This window comes from Nocardia sp. NPDC006982 (genome assembly GCF_042869435.1).
Classification (GTDB): Bacteria; Actinomycetota; Actinomycetes; order Mycobacteriales; family Mycobacteriaceae; genus Nocardia.
Window position 1 is genome coordinate 150,451 of record NZ_JBIAFV010000004.1, and the last position, 22,255, is coordinate 172,705.

At 66.4% G+C, this 22,255-nt stretch carries 22 protein-coding genes; 2 read left to right on the forward strand and 20 right to left on the reverse strand.

All coding sequences use genetic code 11. The annotated features are described in order from the left end of the window. Positions 1-106: 106 nt before the first annotated feature. From dprA to ACFYOW_RS17760, 9 genes are all read right to left on the reverse strand, one after another. Entirely contained in the window at positions 107-1,315 is a 1,209-nt protein-coding gene (gene dprA, locus ACFYOW_RS17720; protein ID WP_387290041.1) for a DNA-processing protein DprA, read from the reverse strand. Between the two features lie 806 nt (positions 1,316-2,121). Next, positions 2,122-3,630 (reverse strand): YifB family Mg chelatase-like AAA ATPase, encoded by a 1,509-nt coding sequence (locus ACFYOW_RS17725; protein WP_387289100.1) that lies wholly within the window; start codon positions 3,628-3,630, stop codon positions 2,122-2,124. Beyond that, complete coding sequence (locus ACFYOW_RS17730) at positions 3,630-3,986, reverse strand: YraN family protein (RefSeq protein WP_387289102.1); 357 nt, start codon at positions 3,984-3,986, stop codon at positions 3,630-3,632. The genes ACFYOW_RS17725 and ACFYOW_RS17730 overlap by 1 nt, the downstream gene beginning before the upstream one ends. Before the next feature lie 194 nt (positions 3,987-4,180). Beyond that, a complete protein-coding gene (locus ACFYOW_RS17735; RefSeq protein WP_011210678.1) occupies positions 4,181-4,486 on the reverse strand; it encodes a DUF2469 domain-containing protein in 306 nt (101 codons plus the stop codon). A 46-nt stretch (positions 4,487-4,532) separates the two neighbouring features. Further along, positions 4,533-5,267, reverse strand: a complete 735-nt coding sequence (locus ACFYOW_RS17740) for a ribonuclease HII (protein ID WP_387290043.1) — start codon at positions 5,265-5,267, stop codon at positions 4,533-4,535. Positions 5,268-5,364: 97 nt separating this feature from the next. Then, positions 5,365-6,108 carry a signal peptidase I gene (gene lepB / locus ACFYOW_RS17745; protein WP_387290045.1) on the reverse strand — a complete coding sequence of 248 codons (744 nt, stop codon included), beginning with the start codon at positions 6,106-6,108 and terminating at the stop codon, positions 5,365-5,367. 107 nt (positions 6,109-6,215) lie between these two features. Further along, the gene (gene rplS / locus ACFYOW_RS17750; protein ID WP_011210681.1) at positions 6,216-6,557 is read right to left on the reverse strand and encodes a 50S ribosomal protein L19; all 342 of its coding nucleotides are present in this window, start codon (positions 6,555-6,557) and stop codon (positions 6,216-6,218) included. Positions 6,558-6,784: 227 nt separating this feature from the next. After that, positions 6,785-7,111, reverse strand: a complete 327-nt coding sequence (locus ACFYOW_RS17755) for a hypothetical protein (protein ID WP_387289105.1) — start codon at positions 7,109-7,111, stop codon at positions 6,785-6,787. A gap of 17 nt (positions 7,112-7,128) precedes the next feature. Then, positions 7,129-7,506, reverse strand: coding sequence for a DoxX family protein (locus ACFYOW_RS17760; protein WP_387289107.1), 378 nt, complete (start codon positions 7,504-7,506; stop codon positions 7,129-7,131). A 95-nt stretch (positions 7,507-7,601) separates the two neighbouring features. Between ACFYOW_RS17760 and ACFYOW_RS17765 the strand changes: the two genes are divergently transcribed. After that, positions 7,602-8,468, forward strand: coding sequence for a sigma-70 family RNA polymerase sigma factor (locus tag ACFYOW_RS17765; protein ID WP_387289109.1), 867 nt, complete (start codon positions 7,602-7,604; stop codon positions 8,466-8,468). A gap of 122 nt (positions 8,469-8,590) precedes the next feature. Here ACFYOW_RS17765 and ACFYOW_RS17770 read toward each other — a convergent pair whose 3' ends face one another. The 4 genes from ACFYOW_RS17770 to ACFYOW_RS17785 all read right to left on the reverse strand — a co-directional run bounded on the left by ACFYOW_RS17770 (position 8,591) and on the right by ACFYOW_RS17785 (position 15,564). Further along, entirely contained in the window at positions 8,591-9,460 is an 870-nt protein-coding gene (locus ACFYOW_RS17770; protein WP_387289110.1) for a hypothetical protein, read from the reverse strand. A 30-nt stretch (positions 9,461-9,490) separates the two neighbouring features. Further along, a complete protein-coding gene (locus ACFYOW_RS17775; RefSeq protein ID WP_387290047.1) occupies positions 9,491-11,902 on the reverse strand; it encodes a Tex family protein in 2,412 nt (803 codons plus the stop codon). A 219-nt stretch (positions 11,903-12,121) separates the two neighbouring features. Next, positions 12,122-13,756, reverse strand: coding sequence for an AMP-binding protein (locus ACFYOW_RS17780; RefSeq protein ID WP_387289112.1), 1,635 nt, complete (start codon positions 13,754-13,756; stop codon positions 12,122-12,124). Further along, complete coding sequence (locus tag ACFYOW_RS17785; protein WP_387289114.1) at positions 13,756-15,564, reverse strand: AMP-binding protein; 1,809 nt, start codon at positions 15,562-15,564, stop codon at positions 13,756-13,758. Before ACFYOW_RS17785 ends, ACFYOW_RS17780 begins: the two co-directional genes overlap by 1 nt. Positions 15,565-15,659: 95 nt before the next feature. Here ACFYOW_RS17785 and ACFYOW_RS17790 point away from each other — a divergent pair, with 95 nt between their 5' ends. Then, positions 15,660-16,514: a LuxR C-terminal-related transcriptional regulator gene (locus ACFYOW_RS17790; protein WP_387289117.1), complete on the forward strand. Its 855-nt coding sequence runs from the start codon at positions 15,660-15,662 to the stop codon at positions 16,512-16,514. 449 nt (positions 16,515-16,963) lie between these two features. Here the strand turns inward: ACFYOW_RS17790 and trmD are convergent, their stop codons facing one another. The 7 genes from trmD to ACFYOW_RS17825 all read right to left on the reverse strand — a co-directional run bounded on the left by trmD (position 16,964) and on the right by ACFYOW_RS17825 (position 22,123). Then, the gene (gene trmD, locus ACFYOW_RS17795; RefSeq protein WP_387289119.1) at positions 16,964-17,644 is read right to left on the reverse strand and encodes a tRNA (guanosine(37)-N1)-methyltransferase TrmD; all 681 of its coding nucleotides are present in this window, start codon (positions 17,642-17,644) and stop codon (positions 16,964-16,966) included. Positions 17,645-17,679: 35 nt separating this feature from the next. After that, positions 17,680-18,201: a ribosome maturation factor RimM gene (gene rimM, locus ACFYOW_RS17800; RefSeq protein ID WP_387289121.1), complete on the reverse strand. Its 522-nt coding sequence runs from the start codon at positions 18,199-18,201 to the stop codon at positions 17,680-17,682. Then, positions 18,202-18,444 (reverse strand): RNA-binding protein, encoded by a 243-nt coding sequence (locus tag ACFYOW_RS17805; protein WP_040693288.1) that lies wholly within the window; start codon positions 18,442-18,444, stop codon positions 18,202-18,204. It lies immediately after the preceding gene. A gap of 73 nt (positions 18,445-18,517) precedes the next feature. After that, entirely contained in the window at positions 18,518-18,943 is a 426-nt protein-coding gene (rpsP, locus tag ACFYOW_RS17810) for a 30S ribosomal protein S16 (RefSeq protein WP_063045795.1), read from the reverse strand. 196 nt (positions 18,944-19,139) lie between these two features. After that, on the reverse strand, positions 19,140-19,718 hold the full coding sequence (locus ACFYOW_RS17815) for a Uma2 family endonuclease (protein ID WP_387289123.1): 579 nt from the start codon (positions 19,716-19,718) through the stop codon (positions 19,140-19,142). A gap of 199 nt (positions 19,719-19,917) precedes the next feature. Then, positions 19,918-20,901, reverse strand: coding sequence for an LLM class F420-dependent oxidoreductase (locus ACFYOW_RS17820; RefSeq protein WP_387289125.1), 984 nt, complete (start codon positions 20,899-20,901; stop codon positions 19,918-19,920). A 127-nt stretch (positions 20,902-21,028) separates the two neighbouring features. Then, positions 21,029-22,123 (reverse strand): amidohydrolase family protein, encoded by a 1,095-nt coding sequence (locus tag ACFYOW_RS17825; RefSeq protein ID WP_387289127.1) that lies wholly within the window; start codon positions 22,121-22,123, stop codon positions 21,029-21,031. Positions 22,124-22,255 lie beyond the last annotated feature (132 nt).

The following is a 22,255-nucleotide window of genomic DNA, read 5'->3' on the forward strand; positions in this document are numbered from 1 at the left end:
GCGGACCTCAGCACTCATCGGCCCGGAGGGTGAGCGCTCATCGGCCCCGGACCTCAGCACTCATCGGCCCGGAGGGTGAGCGCTCATCGGCCCCGGACCTCAGCACTCATCGGCCCGGAGGGTGAGCGCTCATCGGCCCCGGAGGGTTTGCGGTTCGGTGCCAGCCGTTTTCGTCCATGCCTACTAGGCCGGCGAGCTCGAAGGCGGGGAGGATGGCGCGGACGGTCGGGAGGTCCAGGCCGGCGTTTTCGGCGATGGCGCGGGGTTGGCGGGAGCCGATTTCGGGAAGGGCGGCGTAGACCGATGCTTCGTTACCTTGCAGTCGGTCGCTGGGGTCGGAAGGCTGGGTGTTCGGTAGTGAAAGGCGTAGTGGGCCTGCCTCATCGATGACCTCATCGGCGCGGGTGACCAGGAGGGCCTCGCCTTCGCGGATCATGCGGTGGCAGCCGGCCGATGAGGCGGCGGTGACCGGGCCGGGGATGGCGAGGGCGGGGCGGCCGAGGCGGCGGGCCCATTTCACGGTATTCCGGGCGCCGCTGCGTAGTCCGGCCTCTATGACGAGGACGCCGTCCGCGAGCGCGGCGATCACGCGATTACGGGCGAGGAATTGGTTCTTGTGGGCAACCGTGCCGGGCGGGTATTCGCTGATCACCAAACCAGTTTCGGCGATCTCGGCCAGGAGTCGTTCGTGCTGGGCCGGATAGGCGCGATCGACGCCGCAAGCAAGAACGGCGATCGTCGGAGCACCGACGGCGAGGGCAGCACGATGCGCCATACCGTCGATACCGAAGGCGGCTCCGGAGACGATTGTCCAGCCCTGAGCGGCCAGATCACCAACGATCTCGCCGGTGACATGCTCTCCGTATCCGCTGCTGCAACGCGAACCGACCACCGCGATAGCCCGCTCGCTCGACTCCAACAACGACCGCGGCCCCCGCACCCACAACACCAATGGCACTGCCCCGTCGCGATCGCGTCCGGGCTCGAGTTGGCGGAGGCCGAGCATCCGCCAGGCCGGCCACTCCGGATCGTCCGGGGTCACCAACCGCCCGCCCAGCCGCTCCATCACCTTGAGATCCCGTGCCGCACTATCGATCTCCCGCCGCCGAGCGGTCGGCCCGTGCAACGACTCCGGCAGCTCACACTCCCGTACCGCCCACGCCGCCTCCACCACCCCCACCGATTCGATCAACGACGACAACGCCGCACACGGCCCCTGAACAACCCGTGACAAATACGCCCAAGCCAACCGCCGCTCATCGGCGTCCCTGACAGAAACAGCCGACTCCGATCCCCCCGAATCCCAACCATCCAGATCCACATCGCCATGCTCCGAACCTCGCACGCGCCCTACCCCCGCCCCGGCATACCTCGCCGCATCCACCTTCCTGACTACCAGTGCGACCGGGTAGGTATCGCTTCCCGCCGCCGCACCGGAGGCTCCCGTTGCCGCAGCACCACTGGCCGACTCAGCGGATCCACCATCTGCCGCCAGTTCTGCACAACCCGACGTGGCTTCCGAATCCCCCGCCGCACTGGGGTCGTCGCCCATCAGAGGTCCTGTTGCGCGACGGCCGCCACCGGCTGCCGGAGCTCGGCAATCCGAGAAAGTGTTCACCGACATGCCCACACTCCCGGCAGCAGCAGATCCGCCGCCAGCCCCAGCCTCTGCCCGTCCTGCGACATCGGCGGCTCGCGTCGCGCAAGACCCAACGCCCACCGGGGTACCGGTGGTACCGACTACAGGACTGCCGCCACATACCGTCAGTGGTGCGCAATCCGAGGCACACGAGACAGTGCCCGTCGACCTGCCCGCACACCCGACAGAGGCAGAACCACCACCCACCGATTCCACCGCCCTCCCATTTACAGTGGCAGAGCCGTTGCGCGTCGACGCGGCCGCACACGAATCTGCAGCAGAGCCATTGCCCGTCAACTGGCCCGGACACCCGACGCCAGTAGGGCAACTCTCTTCTGTCGCCGCGAGATCCGGCGCGGTCGCACCGATATGCGCCATAACGGTGAGCTCACAGGCGTTTGCACCGCCACCCACGTCTGGCGCAACGGACCTCGTTCCAGCAATCTCACCGCTGGTCGCGCGTTCGTCTCCCGTTGCCGCGCTCAATGTGAGCCCCGTTGACGAAAGTTCAAGGCGGCCAGTACGTCTTGGGTGCTGGGTTGCTCGGCGTTGCGGAGGTCGCAGATGGTCCAGGCGACGCGGAGGGCGCGGTCGGCGCCGCGGGCGGACAGGCGGCCCAGGCGGAGGGCGGCTTCGATGGGGGCGGTTGCTTCGTGGGGGAGTCGGAAACGTTGGCGCAGGATGTGGCCGGGGACTTCGGCGTTGGTCGCCCAGCCGTAGTCCTGCCAACGCTGTATTGCGGCTTGCCTTGCGGCCGCGACTCGACGGCGCACGACCTCGCTGCTCTCGGCGTCCTCGGCGGCGAACGATGCGCCGGCGTGGCCGTGCATCTGGACCCAGATATCTATGCGATCCATCAACGGTCCCGACAGCTTGCCCAGGTATCGGCGCCGCGCGAGCGGGGCACAGATGCAGTCGACATCGCGGGCTGGGGCACATGGGCAGGGGTTCGCGGCCAAGACGAGTTGGAATCGGGCCGGGTAACGAGCCACGCCATCGCGGCGGGCGATGCGAACTTCACCCTCTTCCAACGGGGTTCGCATCGCTTCCAGGACCTTGGTTCCTATCTCCGCACATTCGTCGAGAAACAAGACCCCGCGATGGGCACGGCTGACGGCGCCCGGACGTGCGGTACCCGATCCCCCGCCGACCATGGCGCTGGCCGAGGTCGAGTGATGCGGAGCGACGAAAGGCGGCATGGTGATCAAGGGGTGGTCGTCGGAGAGTGCGCCTGCGACGGAATGGATGGCCGTCACCTCGAGTGCTTCGGATTCGGTGAGCGGCGGCAGCAGACTCGGAAGACGTTGCGCCAGCATGGTTTTGCCGATTCCGGGCGGCCCGGTGAGCAGCAGATGGTGTCCGCCGGCCGCGGCCACCTCCAATGCCCACCGGGCCTCCTCCTGACCGACCACCTCGCTCAGATCGCCACCGCAGCGCAAGGTGTCTGGCAGCATGCCATCGGGCTCGACCAGACCGCCTTCACCACGCAGCCAAGCGACGACCGTGCGCAGGGTCGTGGCCCCGAAGACCTCGATGCCGTCCACCAGCCCGGCTTCGGCCAGTGCGGATTCCGGCACGATCACCCGCATCCAGCCCGCATTGCGTGCCGCGAGCACAGCGGGCAGGATGCCGCGCACCCGGCGCACACGCCCGTCCAGCGCCAATTCCCCGAGCAATACGGTCTTTCCGAGCCGATCGGAGGGGACCGCACCCGCCGCGTCGAGCACCGCGATCGCGAGGGCAAGATCGTAGACACTGCCGATTTTGGGCAGCGTCGCCGGGGACAGTGCCAGGATCACGCGGCCATCCGGCCATTTCTCCCCGATATTCGCCACTGCGGAACGGACCCGGTCGCGGGATTCCTGCAGTGCGGTATCGGGCAGCCCGACCAGATGCACCGATGGCAGCCCCTGCCCGATATCCGCCTCGATTTCGACCAGCTGGCCGTCCACCCCGCTCACCGCGACCGAGTACGCCACCCCCAGCGCCATCAGAACACCGCTTTCAGGTGATCGATGACCGGTCGGTGGCCGCGGTGCAGCAGCACAGAAATGACATCGAAGCGGATATCGTGCCACGGGCCGTCCTGTTCGGCCAGCCACACCAGTGCCAACCGCCTGATCCGCTGCTGCTTATCGAAGGTGACCGCCTCGGCGGGCGTGCCGAATTTCGTTCCGGTTCGCGTTTTGACCTCGACGAACGCGGTGACGCGGCCGTCCCGGGCGATCAGATCCAGTTCGCCGTACTTGCACCGCCAATTCCTGCTGATGATCTGCATCCCGGCGGCCTGTAGGAATCGGGCCGCCAGTTCTTCCCCTTGTGCGCCGAGCGCCTGGTTGTCTGCCACCAGCTCAGCGTGCTCGGACCGCGCCCACGCCCGATGGCACCGACCTGCGCAAACAGAAAACCTGTGGATACCCGCTCAGCTGTGGACAACCCGGGCATCCAACCCCCGTGCTCCACCTGGTTGTCGGTGCCCAATGCTATTGGGCCGGCGGCAGATCAGCACCAACACGACCGCGGTCCGCGTAGGTCAGAGTGCTACTCGGGTAACCGCAGGTCCGGCTTCTCCAGTTCCTCGATATTCACGTCCTTGAACGTGATCACCCGAACATGCTTCACGAAGCGCGCGGGCCGGTACATATCCCACACCCACGCATCGCTCATGCGCACCTCGAAGTACACCTCGCCGTCGGCGTTCTGCGGCCGCAATTCGACGGAGTTGGCCAGATAGAAGCGGCGCTCGGTCTCCACCACGTACGAGAACTGACCGACGATGTCCTTGTACTCCCGATATAGCGAGAGCTCCATCTCGGTTTCGTATTTCTCCAGGTCCTCGGCACTCATCGGGTGGGACGTCCTCCTTCTCGCCGCACTGCGTCTGCTGTAATCATCATCGCGCATGCGCCGTGTCGGTAGCCACTCGGCTATCCGGTTCGACGCCCTCCAGCAAAACCTCATCGGCCAGTTCCGCGTCGGCGTACTCCGCCGCGGCTACCGGCCGCAACCCCGCTGCCAAGCGCACATTGCGCCAGGATCGGCGGTGCTCACTGCTCGGTCCGAGCCGTTCGAGCGCGGCCGTGTGCTCGGGCGTGTTGTAGCCCTTGTGCGCGGCGAATCCGTAACCGGGGAACCGCTCGTCCATCTCGACCATCATCCGATCCCTGGTCACCTTGGCCAGGATGCTCGCGGCGGCGATGCATGCCGCGGCCGCGTCACCGCCGATGACAGGCAGCGACGGCACCGGAATCCCGGGCACCCGGAATCCGTCGGTCAGCACGTACCCCGGTGTCTGTCCGAGTCCGGCGACCGCGCGGCGCATGCCCTCGATATTGGCGACGTGGATGCCGATCGAGTCGATCTCCCAGGCCGGAATGACGACCACCTTCCAGGCCAGCGCCAACCGGGTGATGATCGGGTACAACTGCTCGCGCACGGGTTCGGTGAGCTTCTTGGAATCGTCGAGTCCGGCCAGTCTGTCGTAGGCCTTGGGAGCGAGCAGGCAGGCAGCGACTACGAGCGGCCCCGCACACGGTCCGCGCCCGGCCTCGTCGACCCCGGCGACCGGGCCGAGTCCGCTGCGGATCAGCGCCGCCTCCAGGGTGCGCAACCCACCGGCTCGGCGCATGACGACGCGCGGCGGCCACCCGTTGCCCGGAATCGCGCCATTAGCCCTAGCCACTCGACCCTGCCCCACCATCCAATTATCCTGCGGCCCGCAACGTTCAGTTCGTCTGGGGATCCTGTGCTTTCACCGGACCGATCCGGCTGGGCGGCCAGATCTTGAAGACCGTCTTGCCGCGCACATTGTCGATCGGGACGGTGCCCTGCAGGTTATCGCTGACGTGGGCGCGTGAGTCGGCGGACTGGTTGCGGTTGTCGCCCATCACCCACAGGTTGCCCTCGGGCACCTTGACCGGGCCGAATACCCGGCCCGCCGGGTAGGTCGCATTCTGCTGACCCGGGTACCACGGGTAGTCGTTGAGGACGTACGGCTCGTCCAACGGCTTCCCGTCCACCATGACCCGCCCCTGCGCGTCACAGCACTGCACGGTCTGGCCGCCGACCGCGATCACCCGCTTCACCAGGTCGTTCTCATCCGGTGGCACGAGTCCGAAGAAAGAGAAGAAGTTCTGCACGCCGCGCACGGCGACATTGCTGGACCGGATCGACTGGTAGCGGGTATTCCAGGACGGCGGGCCGACGAACACCACGACATCACCGGGCTGCGGCTCGCCCCAGTAGTAGCTCGGCTTCTCCACGTAGATGCGGTCGCCGATGAGCAGCGTTTCTTCCATCGACTGGGACGGAATGACGTACGGCCGCCCGACAAAACTGACCATGAGTGCCGCGATGACCGCGGCGATGACAATGAGAACCGGCAGTTCCTGCCAGAAGGGACGCTGCTTGCGCTTCGAGCGCCGTGAGCGGCGGCTCTTGCCTTCGTCGTCCGAATCGGACACCGTCATCGACCCACTTTCGTCTGCCACGCCGAACAGATTAGCCCGGCACCAAGACTGACGTCCGGTGCCGGGCTAGCTGAAGAACTTCCGTGCCTAGCGGTGCCGCTACCTGCTCAGCGCTTTTCCTTGATCTTGGCGGCCTTGCCGCGCAGATCGCGCAGGTAGTACAGCTTGGCACGGCGGACGTCACCACGGGTCACGACATCGATGTGGTCGATGTTCGGGCTGTGCACCGGGAAGGTGCGCTCCACGCCGACACCGAACGACACCTTGCGGACGGTGAAGGTCTCGCGGATGCCACCGCCCTGACGCCGGATCACGACGCCCTTGAAGACCTGGATGCGCTCCTTCGAGCCTTCGATGACCTTCACGTGCACGTTGAGCGTGTCGCCCGGACGGAAGTCGGGGACGTCGCTGCGCAGCGACTTTTCGTCGACGAAGTCAAGGGTGTTCATTTCATCCTTCTGATGTTTGCGCGAGCAGAGGACCCTGGCGGCACTCGCGTGCTCGACCGGTTCATGCTCCGAATAAGGGGTGCTCCGTGGGCCGAATGCACCCAGGGCAACCTGTGCATTGTGCCAGATCGGCGGGTCGCGGGAAAAATCGGGCCCGGCTCACCGGGTGGCCGCGCGGTGTCCGGCGGCCGCGAGGCGGTCGTTCTCCGGTGTGCTGAGTACACCCACTACGCCGGCTGCCATCTCCCTGAACCCCGAAGGCCGCGCGCCGCCGTGTGTAGCCATAGGCCAACCCACTCCGCGACGCCATCATGTCCCGCGGCGCCGGCGTGACCGAAGGCGTTCGCGCTCAGGAACGGGTAGTACAGACCCTTGGCCTCGAAGCCGAGCGCATAGGGCGCGCGGTCGCCGCGCACGAGATCCGGATCGGTGCTGTGGATGGCGGTCACCGCCGTGAGCGTGTCGGGCTTCAACAGCGGAGCGACCACCGCGGCGAATTCCTCGCGCACCCAATCGAATCCCGGTGCGACGGCGCCGCTTATCTCGTTGTCCATGATCGATTCCGCTCCCGTCAGACCGCGAGTGGCCTGGTCGGGCGCAGGGCCCACGACACGAGGGTGAGCCCGGCGAAACCCAGTGGTCCGAGCCATGCCTTCGGCTCGTCGCCGACGGCGATATGGGAGGCGGCCGCGCCGCCGTAGACGAAGGTCAGGCCCGCGTAGGCCCATTCCTCGGCACGCGGGAAGCCCGGCGTCACGATCGCGGCGACCGCGGCCGCCTTGGCAACGCCCATGATGGTGGCGAAGTACATCGGGTATTCGAGTCGTTGGAAAACCTCGCGTACGTAGGAGATTCGCGCGAGATCCCAGTAGGACCCGACGACTGTTTCGGTCAGCAGGATTGCGGTGGCGCCGAGGTAGGCCAGGCGGGCGGTCTTTCGTAGGTTCATATCTGTGTGACGGATGGCGACCCGGCAAGGTAACGGCTTGTCACACTCACGGCCTCGGCGCCGTCATCTCTTCGAGCAACCTCGAGGAGATCCCTGTGGGCGAAAACGATTCTTTGGCGGACCGATTCGTGGCGCATCGGGCGCACTTGATCGCCGTGGCCTATCGCATGCTCGGTTCGCTGAGCGAGGCCGATGATGCGGTACAGGAGGCCTGGTTACGGCTGGCCCGGGTCGACACCGCCGAAATCGACAATCTCGGCGGTTGGCTGACCACGACCGTGGGGCGGGTCTGCCTGGACATGTTGCGGTCGCGCAAGTCCCGCCGCGAGGAGGCCTACCTGCCCGACCCGATCGTCACCGCCGATGACGCAACGCAGCCGGAACAGCAAGCGGTACTTGCCGATTCGGTCGGTCTGGCGCTGCTTGTCGTGCTGGACTCACTGAATCCCGCGGAGCGCGTGACCTTCGTGCTGCACGATATGTTCGCGGTGCCGTTCGACCAGATCGGGCCCATCATCGGCAGATCCGCGGCCGCGGCGAAGATGATGGCCAGCCGCGCCCGCCGCCGGGTCCATGGTCGAGGGCGACCCGACCGGGATCTACCGCGTCAACGTCGCGTGGTCGAAGCCTTCCTCGCGGCCGCCCGCGGCGGTGAATTCGACGCATTGCTGGCCATTCTCGACCCCGACGTGGTGTTGCGCGCCGACGCCGGAGCCCACCCCGGCGGCATGCGCGTACTGCGCGGCGCCGCGACGGTGGCCGGTCAGCTCGATGCCTTCCAGCGCGCCGCCAATGCCTTTGCCTCACAACATGTCCTCGTCAACGGCGCGCCCGGCCTACTCAACACCGCTAGGGGCAAGACGGTCTCCCTGATCGCCTTCACCATCGTCGACGACAAAATCACCGCCATCGACCTGCTCTCGAACCTCGCCCGGATCCCACACGCAGTCTTGGGCGCTTGATCACCATGCAACTGTTGAGGCAAACGTCGAGAGCACCTCTCCGCCAGAGCATTCTCGTGGGCGCGGGACGCGCTGCGCGCTGGCGTGACGCCTGCGGGGGTAGTGCGCCGGGGAGGCGCGGGTCAATCGCGAAGGGAGTGGTCGGATACCGAGGGCAGGTGCCAATGGGTGGGGGCGGGGGGTGCGGGGACGACGGTGCGGGCCAATTCGGCCTCCGCGGCCTCGCGGACGTGGACGACGTCGGGTTTTCCGGCGACCAGGTCTTGTACGAAGATCTTGGCGCGGATCACCGGGCGTCGGTAGCGACGTTCACGGACTATCGCCCGATACATGAGCCGGCGCCTGCCTGGGTAGCGCCAGCGAGCCCATGGTGCGCCCGGTCTGCTCAGGCGGAATGCGCCCACCACGAGCAGGGGCAGGAAGAACATGCCGAACAGGCCGGTCCAGATCTTGCCCTTGGCGATGACGACTGCCGCCAGGCCCAGATTCACCACGGCGAAACAGACGATGAAGATGCGGACTTCGGTGCTGGGGTCGCGGCGGAAGTCGTTGATGTCCAATAACCACAGCGGGTGGAATCCGAGCAGCAGCAGTCCGGTCACCGCGAGCGCGACGAAGACCGCGTCGACCGAGGTGCGGCCCTGTTCCTCCCAGTACACGTCGCGCAGGTAGAAGATCAGCGCGAATTCGTCGAGGGTAAGGGCCGCGCCGACACCGAACGCGGCGGCGAGCAGGCTCGCGGTGAGCGTGGTGGCGCTCTGGTACATGGTGACCATCCCGATGCCGGACAGCAGTACCAGGACGACCCCGAACACCATGTGGTGGATGTGCACACCGCCGGAGCGCACGTTGCCCGGCCACCAGCGGACCTGCTTGCGGATCAACCGGACGCTGAGCCGGATCAGCAGGAAGCCGACGATGAACCCGAGGAGGAAGCACAGCAGCGGAAGGCGGCCGTGCCCGATCACATCGTCTTCGAGCCACCGTCGCATGGCCGCCTACAAACCTCCGCCCGTGTCGCCCTACTGCCCGAAACCGGCCCGCCGCAGCGCATCCGCCATCGAACCGCTCGGTGCGGGAGCGTTGCGCCGCTGGTTGCCCTGGTTACGGCCCTGATTCTGCTGTCGACCCTGGCCCTGCTGCTTACCCTGTCCATTCTGCCGCTGGCCGCTACGATCCTGCCCGCCGCGACCGCCTTGGCCTCGGCCGCGGCCGCCCTCGCCCTTGGTCGCGGTGCCCGGCTCGTCGTCCAGCCGTAGCGACAGCCCGATGCGCTGGCGTGTGACGTCGACCTCGAGCACCTTCACCTTGACGACATCGCCGGACTTCACGACCTCGCGCGGATCCTTGACGAAGTTGTGCGACATGGCCGAGACGTGCACGAGTCCGTCCTGGTGCACGCCGATATCGACGAATGCACCGAATGCGGCCACATTGGTGACCACACCCTCGAGCACCATGCCCGGCTGCAGATCCGCGACCTTCTCCACGCCCGCCGCGAATTCGGCGGTCTTGAATTCCGGACGCGGGTCGCGACCCGGCTTCTCGAGTTCGGAGATGATGTCGGTGACGGTGGGGATACCGAACTTCTCATCGGTGAACTCGGCGGGCCGCAGCGAACGCAACGCCGTGGTGTTGCCGATCAGTTCCGCCATGCCGCGCCCGGTCGATTCCAGGATGCGCCGCACCACCGGGTAGGCCTCGGGGTGCACGGCGGAGGTGTCGAGCGGATCGTCGCCGCCGCGGATGCGCAGGAAGCCCGCGCACTGTTCGAAGGCCTTGGGGCCCAGGCGCGGCACGTCGAGCAGCGCGGTGCGGCTGCGGAACGGGCCGTGCTGATCACGGTGCGCCACAATGCTTTCAGCGATCGAATTGGCAATACCGGACACCCGCGACAGCAGCGGCACCGATGCGGTATTCACATCGACACCTACCGCGTTCACCGCATCCTCGACCACCGCACCCAACGAGCGCGCCAGCAGGGTTTCGGAGACATCGTGCTGGTACTGACCGACGCCGATGGACTTCGGGTCGATCTTCACCAGCTCGGCCAGCGGGTCCTGCAGACGACGGGCGATGGATACCGCACCTCGCAGCGAGACGTCCATATCCGGTAGTTCCTGCGAGGCGTAGGCGGATGCGGAGTACACCGACGCGCCCGCCTCGGAGACCACGATCTTGGTCGGCTTGTTCTCCGGAATCCGCGAAATCAGCTCGGCGGCAAGGGCATCGGTCTCGCGCGAGGCGGTGCCGTTGCCGATGGCGATGAGCTCGACGCCGAACCGGGCGACCAGCGCGCCGAGTACGGCCAGGGACTTCTCGGTCTGGCCCTGCGGCTTGTGCGGGTAGATGACCTCGGTCGCGACGGCCTTGCCGGTGGCGTCGACGACGGCGACCTTCACACCGGTGCGGTAGCCCGGATCCAGGCCCATGGTGGTGCGGGTACCCGCGGGCGCGGCCAGCAGCAGGTCACGCAGATTCGCGGCGAAGATGTCGACGGCGTCCTTCTCGGCGGCCTGACGCAGGCGCATGCGGGTGTCGATACCAAGACTCACTTGCAGTTTCGTGCGCCACGCCCAGCGCACCGTATCCAGCAGCCAGGTGTCGGCCGCCCGGCCACGGTCGGCGATATCGAACTTCACCGCGATGCGGCCCTCGTAGACCGACCGCTCGCCCGGCGCCAACTCCTCTGTGTCGGGTTCGAGCTGCAGCTGCAGGATCTCTTCCTTCTCACCACGCAGCAACGCGAGGATCCGGTGCGAAGGCAGCTTGCCGAACGGCTCGCTGAATTCGAAGTAGTCGGCGAACTTCGCGCCCGCCTCCTCCTTGCCCGGCCGCACGCTCGAGCTGACCTGGCCTCGGTTCCACATCAGCTCACGCAGCTCACCGACCAGGTCGGCGTCCTCCGCGAAACGCTCCACCAGGATGGCGCGGGCGCCGTCAAGCTGTTCGGCGGTGTACTGCGCGGGATCGGTGGTCGGATCGCCGATCAGCGCATCGGCGACGGGCTCGTGACCGGCCTCGCGGGCGATCTGCGCCTTGGTGCGCCGCTTCGGCTTGTACGGCAGGTAGATGTCCTCGAGGCGGGCCTTGGTCTCGGCCGTCATCAGCTGCCCGAGCAGCGCGTCGTCGAGTTTGCCCTGGCCCTTGATGGATTCGATGATCGCGCCGCGGCGCTCGTCGAGTTCGCGCAGGTAGGTCAGGCGCTCGTCGAGCTGGCGAAGCTGGGCGTCGTCGAGGCCACCGGTGACCTCTTTTCGGTATCGCGCGATGAAGGGCACCGTCGAACCCGCATCCAGCAGCTCGACGGCAGCCCGGACCTGGGTCTCGCGCACGCCGAGCTCATCGGCGATGCGCCGGCCCACGCTGGCCAGAGCTGTGGTCGCGGCCGGTGCGGCGGCGGTCGTGTCGGTGTTCGTCGCTGAACTGGCGATCTCGGGCGCTGTCGTCACGCCCGAGACACTACCGTTGTCACCCGACAAACGGCCCACGCCCAGGTAAACCGGCATGCTTGGACCCGAATCGCGCGGTGACTCCCCCGCCTCCCCTGGCCTTGCCGGTCGTGAGGTGCTCGAGGACTTCCGTCGCGGACCGGCGTCGATCGGCTGGCGGAATTCTGGACGTCCCGGCGAGTTACCCATGTGGTTACGAAATCAGTCGTCGCGGTCCGAAGGTGCGAGCAGTTCCACAGCCAGCTCACGCATTTCAGCCTTGCGTATTTTCCCCGTGACCGTCATCGGGAACTCTTCGACGATGTGCACGTAGCGCGGGATCTTGAAATGCGCGAGCTTGCCGGTGCAGAAGGCGCGGATCGCGTCGGCGTCCAATGGTGTTGTGCCGTCCTTCATTCGGATCCAGGCCATCAGTTCCTCGCCGTATTTCGGGTCGGGGACGCCGATCACCTGGGCATCGAGGATATCCGGGTGGGTGTAGAGGAATTCCTCGATCTCGCGTGGGTAGATGTTCTCGCCGCCGCGGATCACCATGTCCTTGATCCGGCCGGTGATCGCGAGATACCCGTCGTCGTCCATGACACCGATATCGCCGGTGTGCATCCAGCGGGCGGCATCGATAGCCTCGGCGGTCTTCTCGGGTTCGGACCAGTAGCCGAGCATGACCGAATAGCCACGGGTGCACAGCTCGCCGGGTTCGCCGCGCGGCACGGTCAAACCTGTTGCGGGGTCGACGATTTTGACCTCCAGGTGTGGGCCGACCCGGCCGACGGTCGCGGTGCGGCGGTCGATGCCGTCGTCGCGACGGGTCTGGGTCGATACCGGGGAGGTTTCGGTCATGCCGTAGCAGATGCACACCTCGCTCATGCCCATGCGATCGATCACCCGCTTCATCACCTCGACCGGGCAGGGTGATCCGGCCATGATGCCGGTGCGCAGGCTGGACAGGTCGACGTGTTTGCCAGAATCCAGTTCCGCGAGTACGGCGATGAACATCGTCGGTACGCCGTAGAGCGAGGTGCACCGCTCTACGGCGACGGCATCCAGGGTCGCGACCGGGTCGAACGCGGGTGCCGGAATCACCACGGCCGCACCGTGACTGGTGCTTGCCAGGTTCCCCATCACCATGCCGAAGCAGTGGTAGAAAGGCACCGGCACGCAGATCCGATCCTGTTCGGTATAGCCGCAGAGTTCGCCGACGAAGTAGCCGTTGTTGAGGATGTTGTGGTGGCTCAACGTTGCCCCTTTGGGGAAACCCGTTGTGCCGGAGGTGTACTGGATATTGATCGGGTCGTCCATGGACAAGGTCGCGGCGATCTTCACGAGTCGTTCGGCGTCGATATCGGACTGCGCCACCGCATCCCATTCGGGAGTGCCGAGTACCAGGACCTGTTCCAGGCCAGGACAATTCGGCCGGACCTGCTCAATCATGGCAACGTAGTCCGAGGTCTTGAATTCCGGCGCGGCGATCAGCATGCGCACACCGGCTTGGCGCAGCACATATTCCAGTTCGCTGGTGCGGTAGGCCGGATTGATATTGACCAGGATCGCACCGATTCTCGCGGTCGCGTATTGCGTGAGGAACCATTCCGCGCAGTTCGGGGCCCAGATGCCGACCCGGTCGCCCTTGGCGATACCGCGTTCGGCCAATCCGGTGGCCACTGCGTCGATCGCGGCCGCGAGTTCGCGATAGGTCCAGCGACGACCGGATGGACAGTCCACCAGGGCTTCTCGGTCCGCATAGGCGGCGGCCATGCGGTCGAAGTCATCGCCGATGGTGTCGCCGAGCAACGGGGTTTCCGCGGTCCCGGATGTGTAACTCGCCAGTGCGGACATCACCGAACCCCCTGCTGCCGCAGGATGAACCGCTGCACCTTGCCGCTGGGCGTCTTGGGCAGGGCGTCCACGAAATGCACCTTGCGTGGATACGCGTGCGCGGCGAACTTCCGTTTCACCAGGGTCTGCAATTCGGTCTCGAGTTCGGCATTCCCTTCGAAACCGTTGCGCAGCACCACGAATGCCTCGAGCACCTCACCGCGCAATTCGTCGGGCATGCCGACCACCGCGGCCTCGACAACCCGCTCATCCAGCACCAGCACGCTCTCGACCTCGAACGGGCCGATGCGGTAGCCGGCCATGATGATCACATCGTCGTCGCGGGCCGAGAAGTGGAAGAATCCGTCCGCATCCTGGGATCCGGCATCCCCGGTCAGATACCAGCGGCCGTCGGCGGTATAGCGCTGCGCGGTGCGTTCCGGGGCGTCGAGGTAGCCGAGGAACCACAGCAGCGGACTGCGTCGGGTATCGATGGCGACTCGGCCCAGTTCGCCCACCGGAGCCTCGACATCGGCGTCGTCTGCGAGCACCGCGCAATGCCAACCCGGCATCGTCCGGCCCATCGAGCCCGCGGGTGCGTCCACCCGGAGCGCGTCGTGCCAGGAATTGCAGATGAGCATGCCGTGCTCGGTCTGCCCGTAGTGGTCGCGCACCGCGACGCCGAGTGTCTCGACCGACCACGTCACCACATCCGGGGTCAGCGGCTCACCTGCGGACGAGGCCCGCCGCAACCGGAGATCCGTTGGGGCAGCGGCACTATCGGCACGCAACGCACGGTAGACCGTCGGCGCGGCGGTGAAGTTGGTGACGTCGAACCGGTCGAGCACCTGCCAGGTCAGTGGCGCGGAGAAGGCGGCATGCAGCAGCAGGCTGCGGATGCCGGAGGCCAGCGGGCTCAGAATCGCCCAGTATAGTCCGTACGCCCAACCCGGATCCGCCGCATTCCAGTAGACGTCGTCGGCGCGCACGTCAAGCGAAAACTCTTGGTACGCATGGAATGCCGCGAGTGCACGCACCGGAATCGGCACGCCCTTCGGCGTGCCCGTCGTGCCGCTGGTGAACAGCTGCACCAGCAGCCCATCCCCGCCGACCGGCACCGCGGCCGCGCGCGGGTCGTCGGCCGAGTACGCGGCGAGCAGATCCGCAAACCGCAGCGGCGCCTCAGCCGCGGGCGCTGCGACCGTCGGATCCTGTGCCCCGATGGACCCAGCGATTGTCGGATTGTCCGGCCCCTGTCGGCTGGCCGAGTCATGCACGCGTTCGGTGACATCTCCGGTCGCTCGCGCATCGCCACCGCCCTGCGCAGTGGCCGCATCGGCCGCGTGACTGTCGGCGACTGCCCGGCCGTTCCCGGCAATGATGACGCGCCAGGGCGGATCGGCCGGGATGTCGTCGCCCGGCACCAACTTTGTCGCCTGATCCGCGTCGGCGATGACGATCGTCGTGCCGCTCGCCTCGAGCCGGAAGGCGATGGCGGGTGGTGCGAATGCGGTGAAGAGCGGGACGTGCACCGCGCCGCGACGCCAGATACCCAGCAGCGCGACCACCAGGTCGGCGGATTTCGACATCAGGGTGGCGACCCGGTCACCGGGTTCGACGCCGAGGTCTGCGAGGGCGACGGCAAAGCGCTGGGAGCGCTCGCGCAGCTCGCCGTAGGTGAGGTCGGTCGAGGTCAGGTCGGGGTCGACGATGGTGAACGCGATGCGGTCGGCGGGGTGCCGGTCGCACAGCAGATCCGCTGCGCTGACGTCGGGTCCGTCGTAGGTCTCCAGTAGCTCGCGCACGCGCGCGTTCAGGTCCGCGGTCATCTCGCCTCTCCTCATCGGTGATCCAGGCCACCTCGTCTCCAATAGGATGTGGGTCACATCACGTTCGGCACTACCCCCGAAAAGGGGTGAGTCTTTTGACCCACACCACCGCACTGCTGCGGCCGCGCGACGGCGATGCGCTGCGCGCCGAGATCCGCTGGGTGGCGAACAAGGCGGGCGTGCCGGTGGTTTTCGGCGGCGAGGTGCACGATGATGCGCTGCTGCTCACCGAATTCGTCGGCACCGTCACCAATGGCCTGCGCGGACTGACCGTGCTGCGGACCTCGGGGCTGGGCGGCCGGGTGATTGATATGTGCAGGCCCGCCTCGGTCGCCGACTACCGCAATGCGTCCGAGATCACCCATCACTACGACGGTCCGGTCTCCGGCGAACGCATCCGCTCGGTGCTCGCGGTGCCCGTCGTGGTCGACGATCGCTCCCGCGCGGTGCTCTACGCCGCCAACCGCGGCGGCACACCGCTCGGCGACCGCACCGCTGATCTGGTCGTCGCGGCCAGCCGACGCCTGGCCACCGAAATCACCATCCGCGACGAGGTGGACCGCCGCCTGCGCCTGCTGGAAATGACGACTCCCGCGCCCGAGACCGCACCCGCCGTTGCCGAGGAACTCCGCGAGATCAATGCCGAACTCCGCGGCGCGGCGCGCTCGGCGGAGGACGAACGCCTACGCGAACGCCTGCACTCGGTGTGTGAACGCCTCACCCGAGTCCTGGTCGGCGACCCACCCGCGCACGCCCCGCGCCTGTCCCGGCGAGAACTCGACGTGCTGTCCCAGATCGCGCTCGGCTGCACCAATCACGAAGCTGCCCTACGCCTTTCGCTCGGCCCGGAAACGGTCAAGAGTTATCTGCGCAACGCGATGACCAAACTCGACGCACACTCTCGCCACGAGGCCGTTGTCACCGCTCGGCGCTTCGGTCTACTCCCCTGACCAACGAACTCCCGCGCACGCATTCGCACGCCGCGCACAAAATCTCGGACGATCCCATGCGCTGCGTGCGAATGCGTGCGCGGCACAATGACCGAACCTCGTCAGCGGCCGCCGGTGCAGACGCCTTCGGGGGTGTACTGGCAAGGGCGCTCGTTCCGGCCTTTGTATTGCCCGTGGTTACTGCTGCGGCCGCGCTGACCTGCGCTGTTGCGGCTACGGCCAGCATCGGGCTCATGGGTGTCCCGGTCAGCGGCGACTCTGACTTCGACCAGTTCGGGCGCGGCTAGGTCCGATAAGACGATCATCGCGCCACCGATCAGAGTCGAGACCACCGCCCGACGCACTGTCCCGAAGCGAGCCACTGTCACCATAGCCACCTACCATTGTTCACCGTTGATTAACGTGCCGTTAATCAACGATACATTCGATAGGGCGTCGAGTCTGTAGTTTCAATCGTCGAGCAGATCCGGACGCCGTTCGCGGGTCCGGGCCAGGGACTGTTCGCGTCGCCACGCGGCGACCTTGGCGTGATCGCCGGACAGCAGAATCGGCGGCACTTCGAGGCCGCGCCAGGAGACGGGGCGCGTATAGCTGGGTCCCTCGAGCAGTCCGTCGGAGAACGAATCCTCTTGGTGGGACTGCTGATTGCCGAGAACGCCAGGGAGTAGGCGGACTACGGCCTCGGCCATCACGAGGACTGCGGCTTCGCCACCGATCAGAACGTAATCGCCGATGCTGACCTCTTCGACACGAACCCGGCGGGCGGCATCGTCGAAGACGCGTTGATCGATGCCTTCGTAACGGCCGCAGGCGAATACGAGGTGCTTCTCGCTCGCCCAGCGTTGCGCGGTGGCTTGAGTGAAGGGCACTCCCGCGGGGGTCGGCACCACGAGCAGAGCCTCGTCGGGGCATACCTCGTCGAGGGCCTCGCCCCAGACGGTCGGCTTCATGACCATGCCCGGCCCACCGCCGTAGGGCGAATCGTCGACGGACTTGTGCACGTCGTGCGTCCAGCGACGCAGATCGTGCACGTCGAGGGAGATCAGGCCCTTTTCGATGGCCTTGCCCAGCAACGCGGTTCGCAGCGGCTCCAGATACTCCGGAAAAATCGTGACGACATCGAGTTTCATGTAGTCCCTTAAGTTTCCGGTGGATCGGCGATCCGCTACTCCGGATCGAGCAGACCCTCGGGCGGATCGATGACGACCAGTTGATCGGCCAGCGACACCGTCGGCACGATCGCGGTCACGAACGGGATCAAGATCTCCCTGCCGTCGTCGGCGGCGCGCACCGAAAGCAGTTCTCCCGCAGCCGAATGCAGCACCTCGGTGAGCTTGCCGACAACAGTGCCGTCGGTGAGCTGGACGGTCAGTCCCTCCAACTCGTGGTCGTAGAACTCGTCCGGATCCTGCGACGGCGGCAGCTCGGCACTGTCCACGATGAACAGCGTGCCGCGCAGCGCATCGGCGGCGGTGCGGTCGGAGATCCCGACGAGTTGCACCAGAAGCCGGCCCGAATGCTCTCGGGCCGACTCCACGGTGAATTCACGAACTTCCTCGGATCGCGCCCGCCCGCGCAGTCGCACACCGGGTGCGAAACGCGCCTCGGGGTCGTCGGTGCGTACCTCGACGACCAGCTCGCCACGCACACCGTGCGATTTGGCGACCCGGCCTACGACGAGTTCCATTTAAGCGTCGGTATCGACCACGTCGACCCGGATGCCCCGACCGCCGATCCCGGCGACGAGGGTGCGCAGCGCGGTCGCGGTACGACCACCGCGACCGATCACCTTGCCCAGGTCATCAGGGTTGACGTGCACCTCGACGGTGCGCCCGCGGCGGCCGGTGATCAGCTCGACCCGGACGTCATCCGGATTGGCGACAATGCCGCGAACCAGGTGTTCCACGGCATCGGCGACGACGGCGCTCATGACTGCGCCTCGCTAGCGCTCGGCTCCGTCATGATCGCTGTTGGCGCTGTGCCCATGGTTCGCTCGCTCACGGTTACTCGGCAGCCTCGGTCTCGGCGGCCTCGTCCTTCTTGGCGGCCTTCTTCTTGGGGGTGACGGCCTCGGCGACCGGCTCGTTGTCGGCGGCAGCCAGCGCGGCGTTGAACAGGTCCAGCTTGGACGGCTTCGCGGGCTTCACCTTCAGGGTGCCCTCGGCGCCCGGCAGGCCCTTGAACTTCTGCCAGTCGCCGGTGATCTCCAGCAGGCGCTGCACGGCCTCGGTCGGCTGCGCGCCGACGCCCAGCCAGTACTGCACCCGCTCGGAGTTGATCTCGATCAGCGAGGGCTCTTCCTTCGGGTGGTACTTGCCGACGTTCTCGATGGCGCGGCCGTCACGACGGGTGCGAGCGTCGGCGATGACCACGCGGTACTGCGGGTTGCGGATCTTGCCGAGACGGGTGAGCTTGATGCGAACAGCCATGTGCTGATCTGCCTTTCAGTGGTTGGTCACGGCGCAATTCAGCGACCCGCACGGTCTGCGAGCCCGGTTTTGCGCTTGGAGTGTGTGACCGCCGCGCGGTACGTAACCGGAGACGGGCTGACACTTGTCCAGGAAGGACGGTGGTCCATTCTGCCAGACCGGTCCCCGCTCCTGAAATCGCGGTGTCAGCAGCGCCTCAGCGTAGATCCGCCGTGTTGACCGAGATCGGAACAGGTCCCGGAGCCACGACCGTCTCGCCCGCCGCTACGTATACCTCCTGACGGTATCCACTCTCACCGAGCCGATAGCCCCAGAAACGTGCTGGCTTGTCGTCGGGCAACTCGACGACCCACAGGTACGGGACACGCGCTGCCGCGTATCCGGCGATCTTTGTGTCGCGCTCCTCGCGGCTATTGCCCGGAGACCACACCTCGACGGCCAGCACAAGGTCCTCGGGCGCGAAGCTGGCGTGGTTGATGTCGACATTCACTACAGCGATATCGGGAATGACCCCGGTACGGAAAGCCGTGCTGATCCGCACAGCTACCGCCGGCAGTACATTCAAATCGCTCCGTCCCGCGGCCCGCAGCGCGTCGCGCAACAGAATCGCCAACTCCAACGACGCATACTGATGCGGACCGCCGGGCGCTGGCGTCATGTAGAGGTACCCCAGGATGAGTTCGAGTCGAGATCCATCGGACGGCTGCTCTTCGGCCAGCCAGTCTTCCACAGTCGTTGGCCCCAAGGGATGGAACATCGCAACCTCGGCGCTCATCGTCATGTCCCGTCCGATCTTCGTCGCCTGCGAGCATCACCATGCGATTTTGTCTGGCATGCAAACTCGAGTTTCCATCGTAACCTGGCCACTGTCACCGCTGGTGATGTCACAGCATCGACCAAACGATGCGGCACAGCTGATTCAGGGCTGAGCGCCCACTACTCGGCCAACGAATGGGCGCTCAGGTCGATACGGCTCAGCGGACCAGGGGGGCGAGGGTGCGTCCGGCAAGATCCACGGCGCCCGGTTCGTGGCCGTTCGTCACCATGTTGACGATGAGACCCTGCACACCCTGGTCGAGCACCCTGGTTTGCAGTTGCTCGGCGACTTCGGCTGGGCTGCCGACGAATTGGCGGTCGGCGATGGTTTGCTTGCGCTCGTCCTCCGAGATTGCGGACAGGTCGACGCCGATGCCGCGCAGAAGATCGTGCTGTTGTTTGCGTGCGCGGTCGCCGTCCTCATCGATCATCAGGAAACAGAGGTAGCTGATCTCCAGTGTCTCCGGGTCGCGGTCGATTTCGGCACAGCGCTGGTGCAGTGCCTCGATCTTGCGGGGCAGTTCGGAGGCGTTGCAGATGATGTTGATGTGGTCGGCGAAGCGGGCGGCCAGCGCGAAGGTCTTCTTCTCGCCGCCGCCACCGAGCAGAATGGGCAGGTCATTGCGTAACCGCGGCTCGTTCATGGCGTTCTCGGTGTGGTACCACTTGCCGTCGAAGGTCGAGTGTTCACCGCGCAGCATCGGGGTGATGATCCGCAGCGCCTCGTCGAGCCGCTGGAATCGTTCGGTGAAGGTGCCGAATTCGAAGCCGTAGGACTGGTGTTCGAGCTCGAACCAGCCGGCGCCGATGCCGAGTACCGCCCGTCCGCCGCTCACCAGATCCATGGTGGTGACGGTCTTGGCGAGCAGGGCGGGATTGCGGTAAGTGTTGCCGGTTACCAACGCCGACAACTGAATTCGTTCGGTGGACGCGGCAATTCCGGACAGTGCGGTGTAGGCCTCGAGCATCGGCTCGCTCGGCTCGCCGAGACCGGGCAGCTGGTAGAAGTGATCCATGACGAAGACCGTGTCGAAACCGGCGGCTTCGGCCTCCCTGGCCTGCGCCACCACGGTCGGAAAGAGTTCGCTGACGGGCTGGCCATAACTGAAGTTGGGCATCTGATAACCGAGGCGAATGGTCATGACCCGACCCTACGCGCGCCCTGCCCCACCTTCCCGATCTTGGCCGCATCAACCCGCCGACCTGGGATTCTGTCGCACACCGACTGACGACCTCGCACAAGCTAGAGCCCGTGCGCCATGCGGTGGGTCAGCGGTGGCCGGTCACCGGATTGTGGGTTTTGACGAGGCGGCCACGCAGGATGACGTACTTGGGCTCGGTGAGCGCGGCCGGGTTGATGCGCGGATCCTCCTGGTAGACAACGAAATCCGCTGGCGCACCGGCCTCGATGCCCGGTCGGCCGAGCCAGGTGCGGGCGTTCCAGGAGGCAGCGCCGAGTGCGTCGTGGTTCGACAGGCCCGCCCCGGACAGGGCGGCGATTTCGTCGGCAATGCGGCCGTGGCGGATGGAGCCACCCGCATCGGTGCCCGCGAAGATCGGAACGCCCGCATCATGCGCATTGGCGACGGTGCGCCGGACTCGCGCGTGCAGATCGCGCATATGTGCGGCGTAGATGGGGAATTTGCCTGCGCTGTCGGCGATTTCGGGGAAAGTATCGATATTGATCAGCGTCGGGACCAGCGTGGTGCCGTGTTCGACCATCAACTCGATGGTGTCGTCGGTGAGGCCGGTTCCGTGTTCGAGGCAGTCGATGCCCGCGTTGATCAGGCCGGGCAGCGCGTCCTCGCCGAAGACGTGTGCCGTCACCCGCGCGCCGTTGGCGTGCGCGGCGTCGATCGCCTCCTTCAGGATCGAGTCACTCCACAGCGGCCGCAGATCGCCCGCCGACCGGTCGATCCAGTCGCCGACGATCTTCACCCAGCCGTCGCCGAACCGAGCCTGTTCGGCGACGATCTCCGGCAGATCGCGCTCGTCGTCGAGTTCGATGCCGAGTTCCCGGATATACCGCCGCGGTCGGGCGATATGGCGGCCCGCGCGAATGATCCGCGGCAGTTCCTCGTGCTCATCGATGAAACGCGTATCGATCGGTGACCCCGCATCGCGCAGCAGCAGCGCACCCGCGTCCCGCTCGGTCTCGGCCTGGGCGATGGCGCCGTCGCGATCCTCGTGGCCGCCGCCGTACCGGATCCCGACGTGACAGTGCGCATCGACGAGTCCGGGCACGATCCACCCTGTGCCGCACAGTGTTTCGGCCCCCGCGACGGGCTCGAACGACACCAGCCCGTCCCGCACCCACAGGTCACGCACCTCGTCATCAGGGAGAACCACACCCCGCAGATGCACACCAACCTCCTCGACCGTCCTCGGCACCCAACCTACTGCCCACCCCTTTGACGGTCACCCCGCCCGCATGCGGCAGCAGCTCCCAGCCGACCTTCGTCAGCCGAGCATGGCGGGCCGGCCGTTACCTTGCGC

What these genes read in the sequence shown, in the direction of transcription:
- ACFYOW_RS17725 (WP_387289100.1), bottom strand. Translation starts at nt 3,630, where the DNA reads ATGGCGCTGGGGGTGGCGTACTCGGTCGCGGTGAGCGGGGTGGACGGC.
- ACFYOW_RS17735 (WP_011210678.1), bottom strand. Translation starts at nt 4,486, where the DNA reads ATGAGTGCCGAGGACCTGGAGAAATACGAAACCGAGATGGAGCTCTCG.
- ACFYOW_RS17740 (WP_387290043.1), bottom strand. Translation starts at nt 5,267, where the DNA reads ATGCGCCGAGCCGGTGGGTTGCGCACCCTGGAGGCGGCGCTGATCCGC.
- lepB (WP_387290045.1), bottom strand. Translation starts at nt 6,108, where the DNA reads ATGACGGTGTCCGATTCGGACGACGAAGGCAAGAGCCGCCGCTCACGG.
- rplS (WP_011210681.1), bottom strand. Translation starts at nt 6,557, where the DNA reads ATGAACACCCTTGACTTCGTCGACGAAAAGTCGCTGCGCAGCGACGTC.
- ACFYOW_RS17755 (WP_387289105.1), bottom strand. Translation starts at nt 7,111, where the DNA reads ATGGACAACGAGATAAGCGGCGCCGTCGCACCGGGATTCGATTGGGTG.
- ACFYOW_RS17760 (WP_387289107.1), bottom strand. Translation starts at nt 7,506, where the DNA reads ATGAACCTACGAAAGACCGCCCGCCTGGCCTACCTCGGCGCCACCGCA.
- ACFYOW_RS17770 (WP_387289110.1), bottom strand. Translation starts at nt 9,460, where the DNA reads ATGCGACGGTGGCTCGAAGACGATGTGATCGGGCACGGCCGCCTTCCG.
- ACFYOW_RS17780 (WP_387289112.1), bottom strand. Translation starts at nt 13,756, where the DNA reads ATGTCCGCACTGGCGAGTTACACATCCGGGACCGCGGAAACCCCGTTG.
- ACFYOW_RS17785 (WP_387289114.1), bottom strand. Translation starts at nt 15,564, where the DNA reads ATGACCGCGGACCTGAACGCGCGCGTGCGCGAGCTACTGGAGACCTAC.
- trmD (WP_387289119.1), bottom strand. Translation starts at nt 17,644, where the DNA reads ATGAAACTCGATGTCGTCACGATTTTTCCGGAGTATCTGGAGCCGCTG.
- rimM (WP_387289121.1), bottom strand. Translation starts at nt 18,201, where the DNA reads ATGGAACTCGTCGTAGGCCGGGTCGCCAAATCGCACGGTGTGCGTGGC.
- ACFYOW_RS17805 (WP_040693288.1), bottom strand. Translation starts at nt 18,444, where the DNA reads ATGAGCGCCGTCGTCGCCGATGCCGTGGAACACCTGGTTCGCGGCATT.
- rpsP (WP_063045795.1), bottom strand. Translation starts at nt 18,943, where the DNA reads ATGGCTGTTCGCATCAAGCTCACCCGTCTCGGCAAGATCCGCAACCCG.
- ACFYOW_RS17815 (WP_387289123.1), bottom strand. Translation starts at nt 19,718, where the DNA reads ATGAGCGCCGAGGTTGCGATGTTCCATCCCTTGGGGCCAACGACTGTG.
- ACFYOW_RS17820 (WP_387289125.1), bottom strand. Translation starts at nt 20,901, where the DNA reads ATGACCATTCGCCTCGGTTATCAGATGCCCAACTTCAGTTATGGCCAG.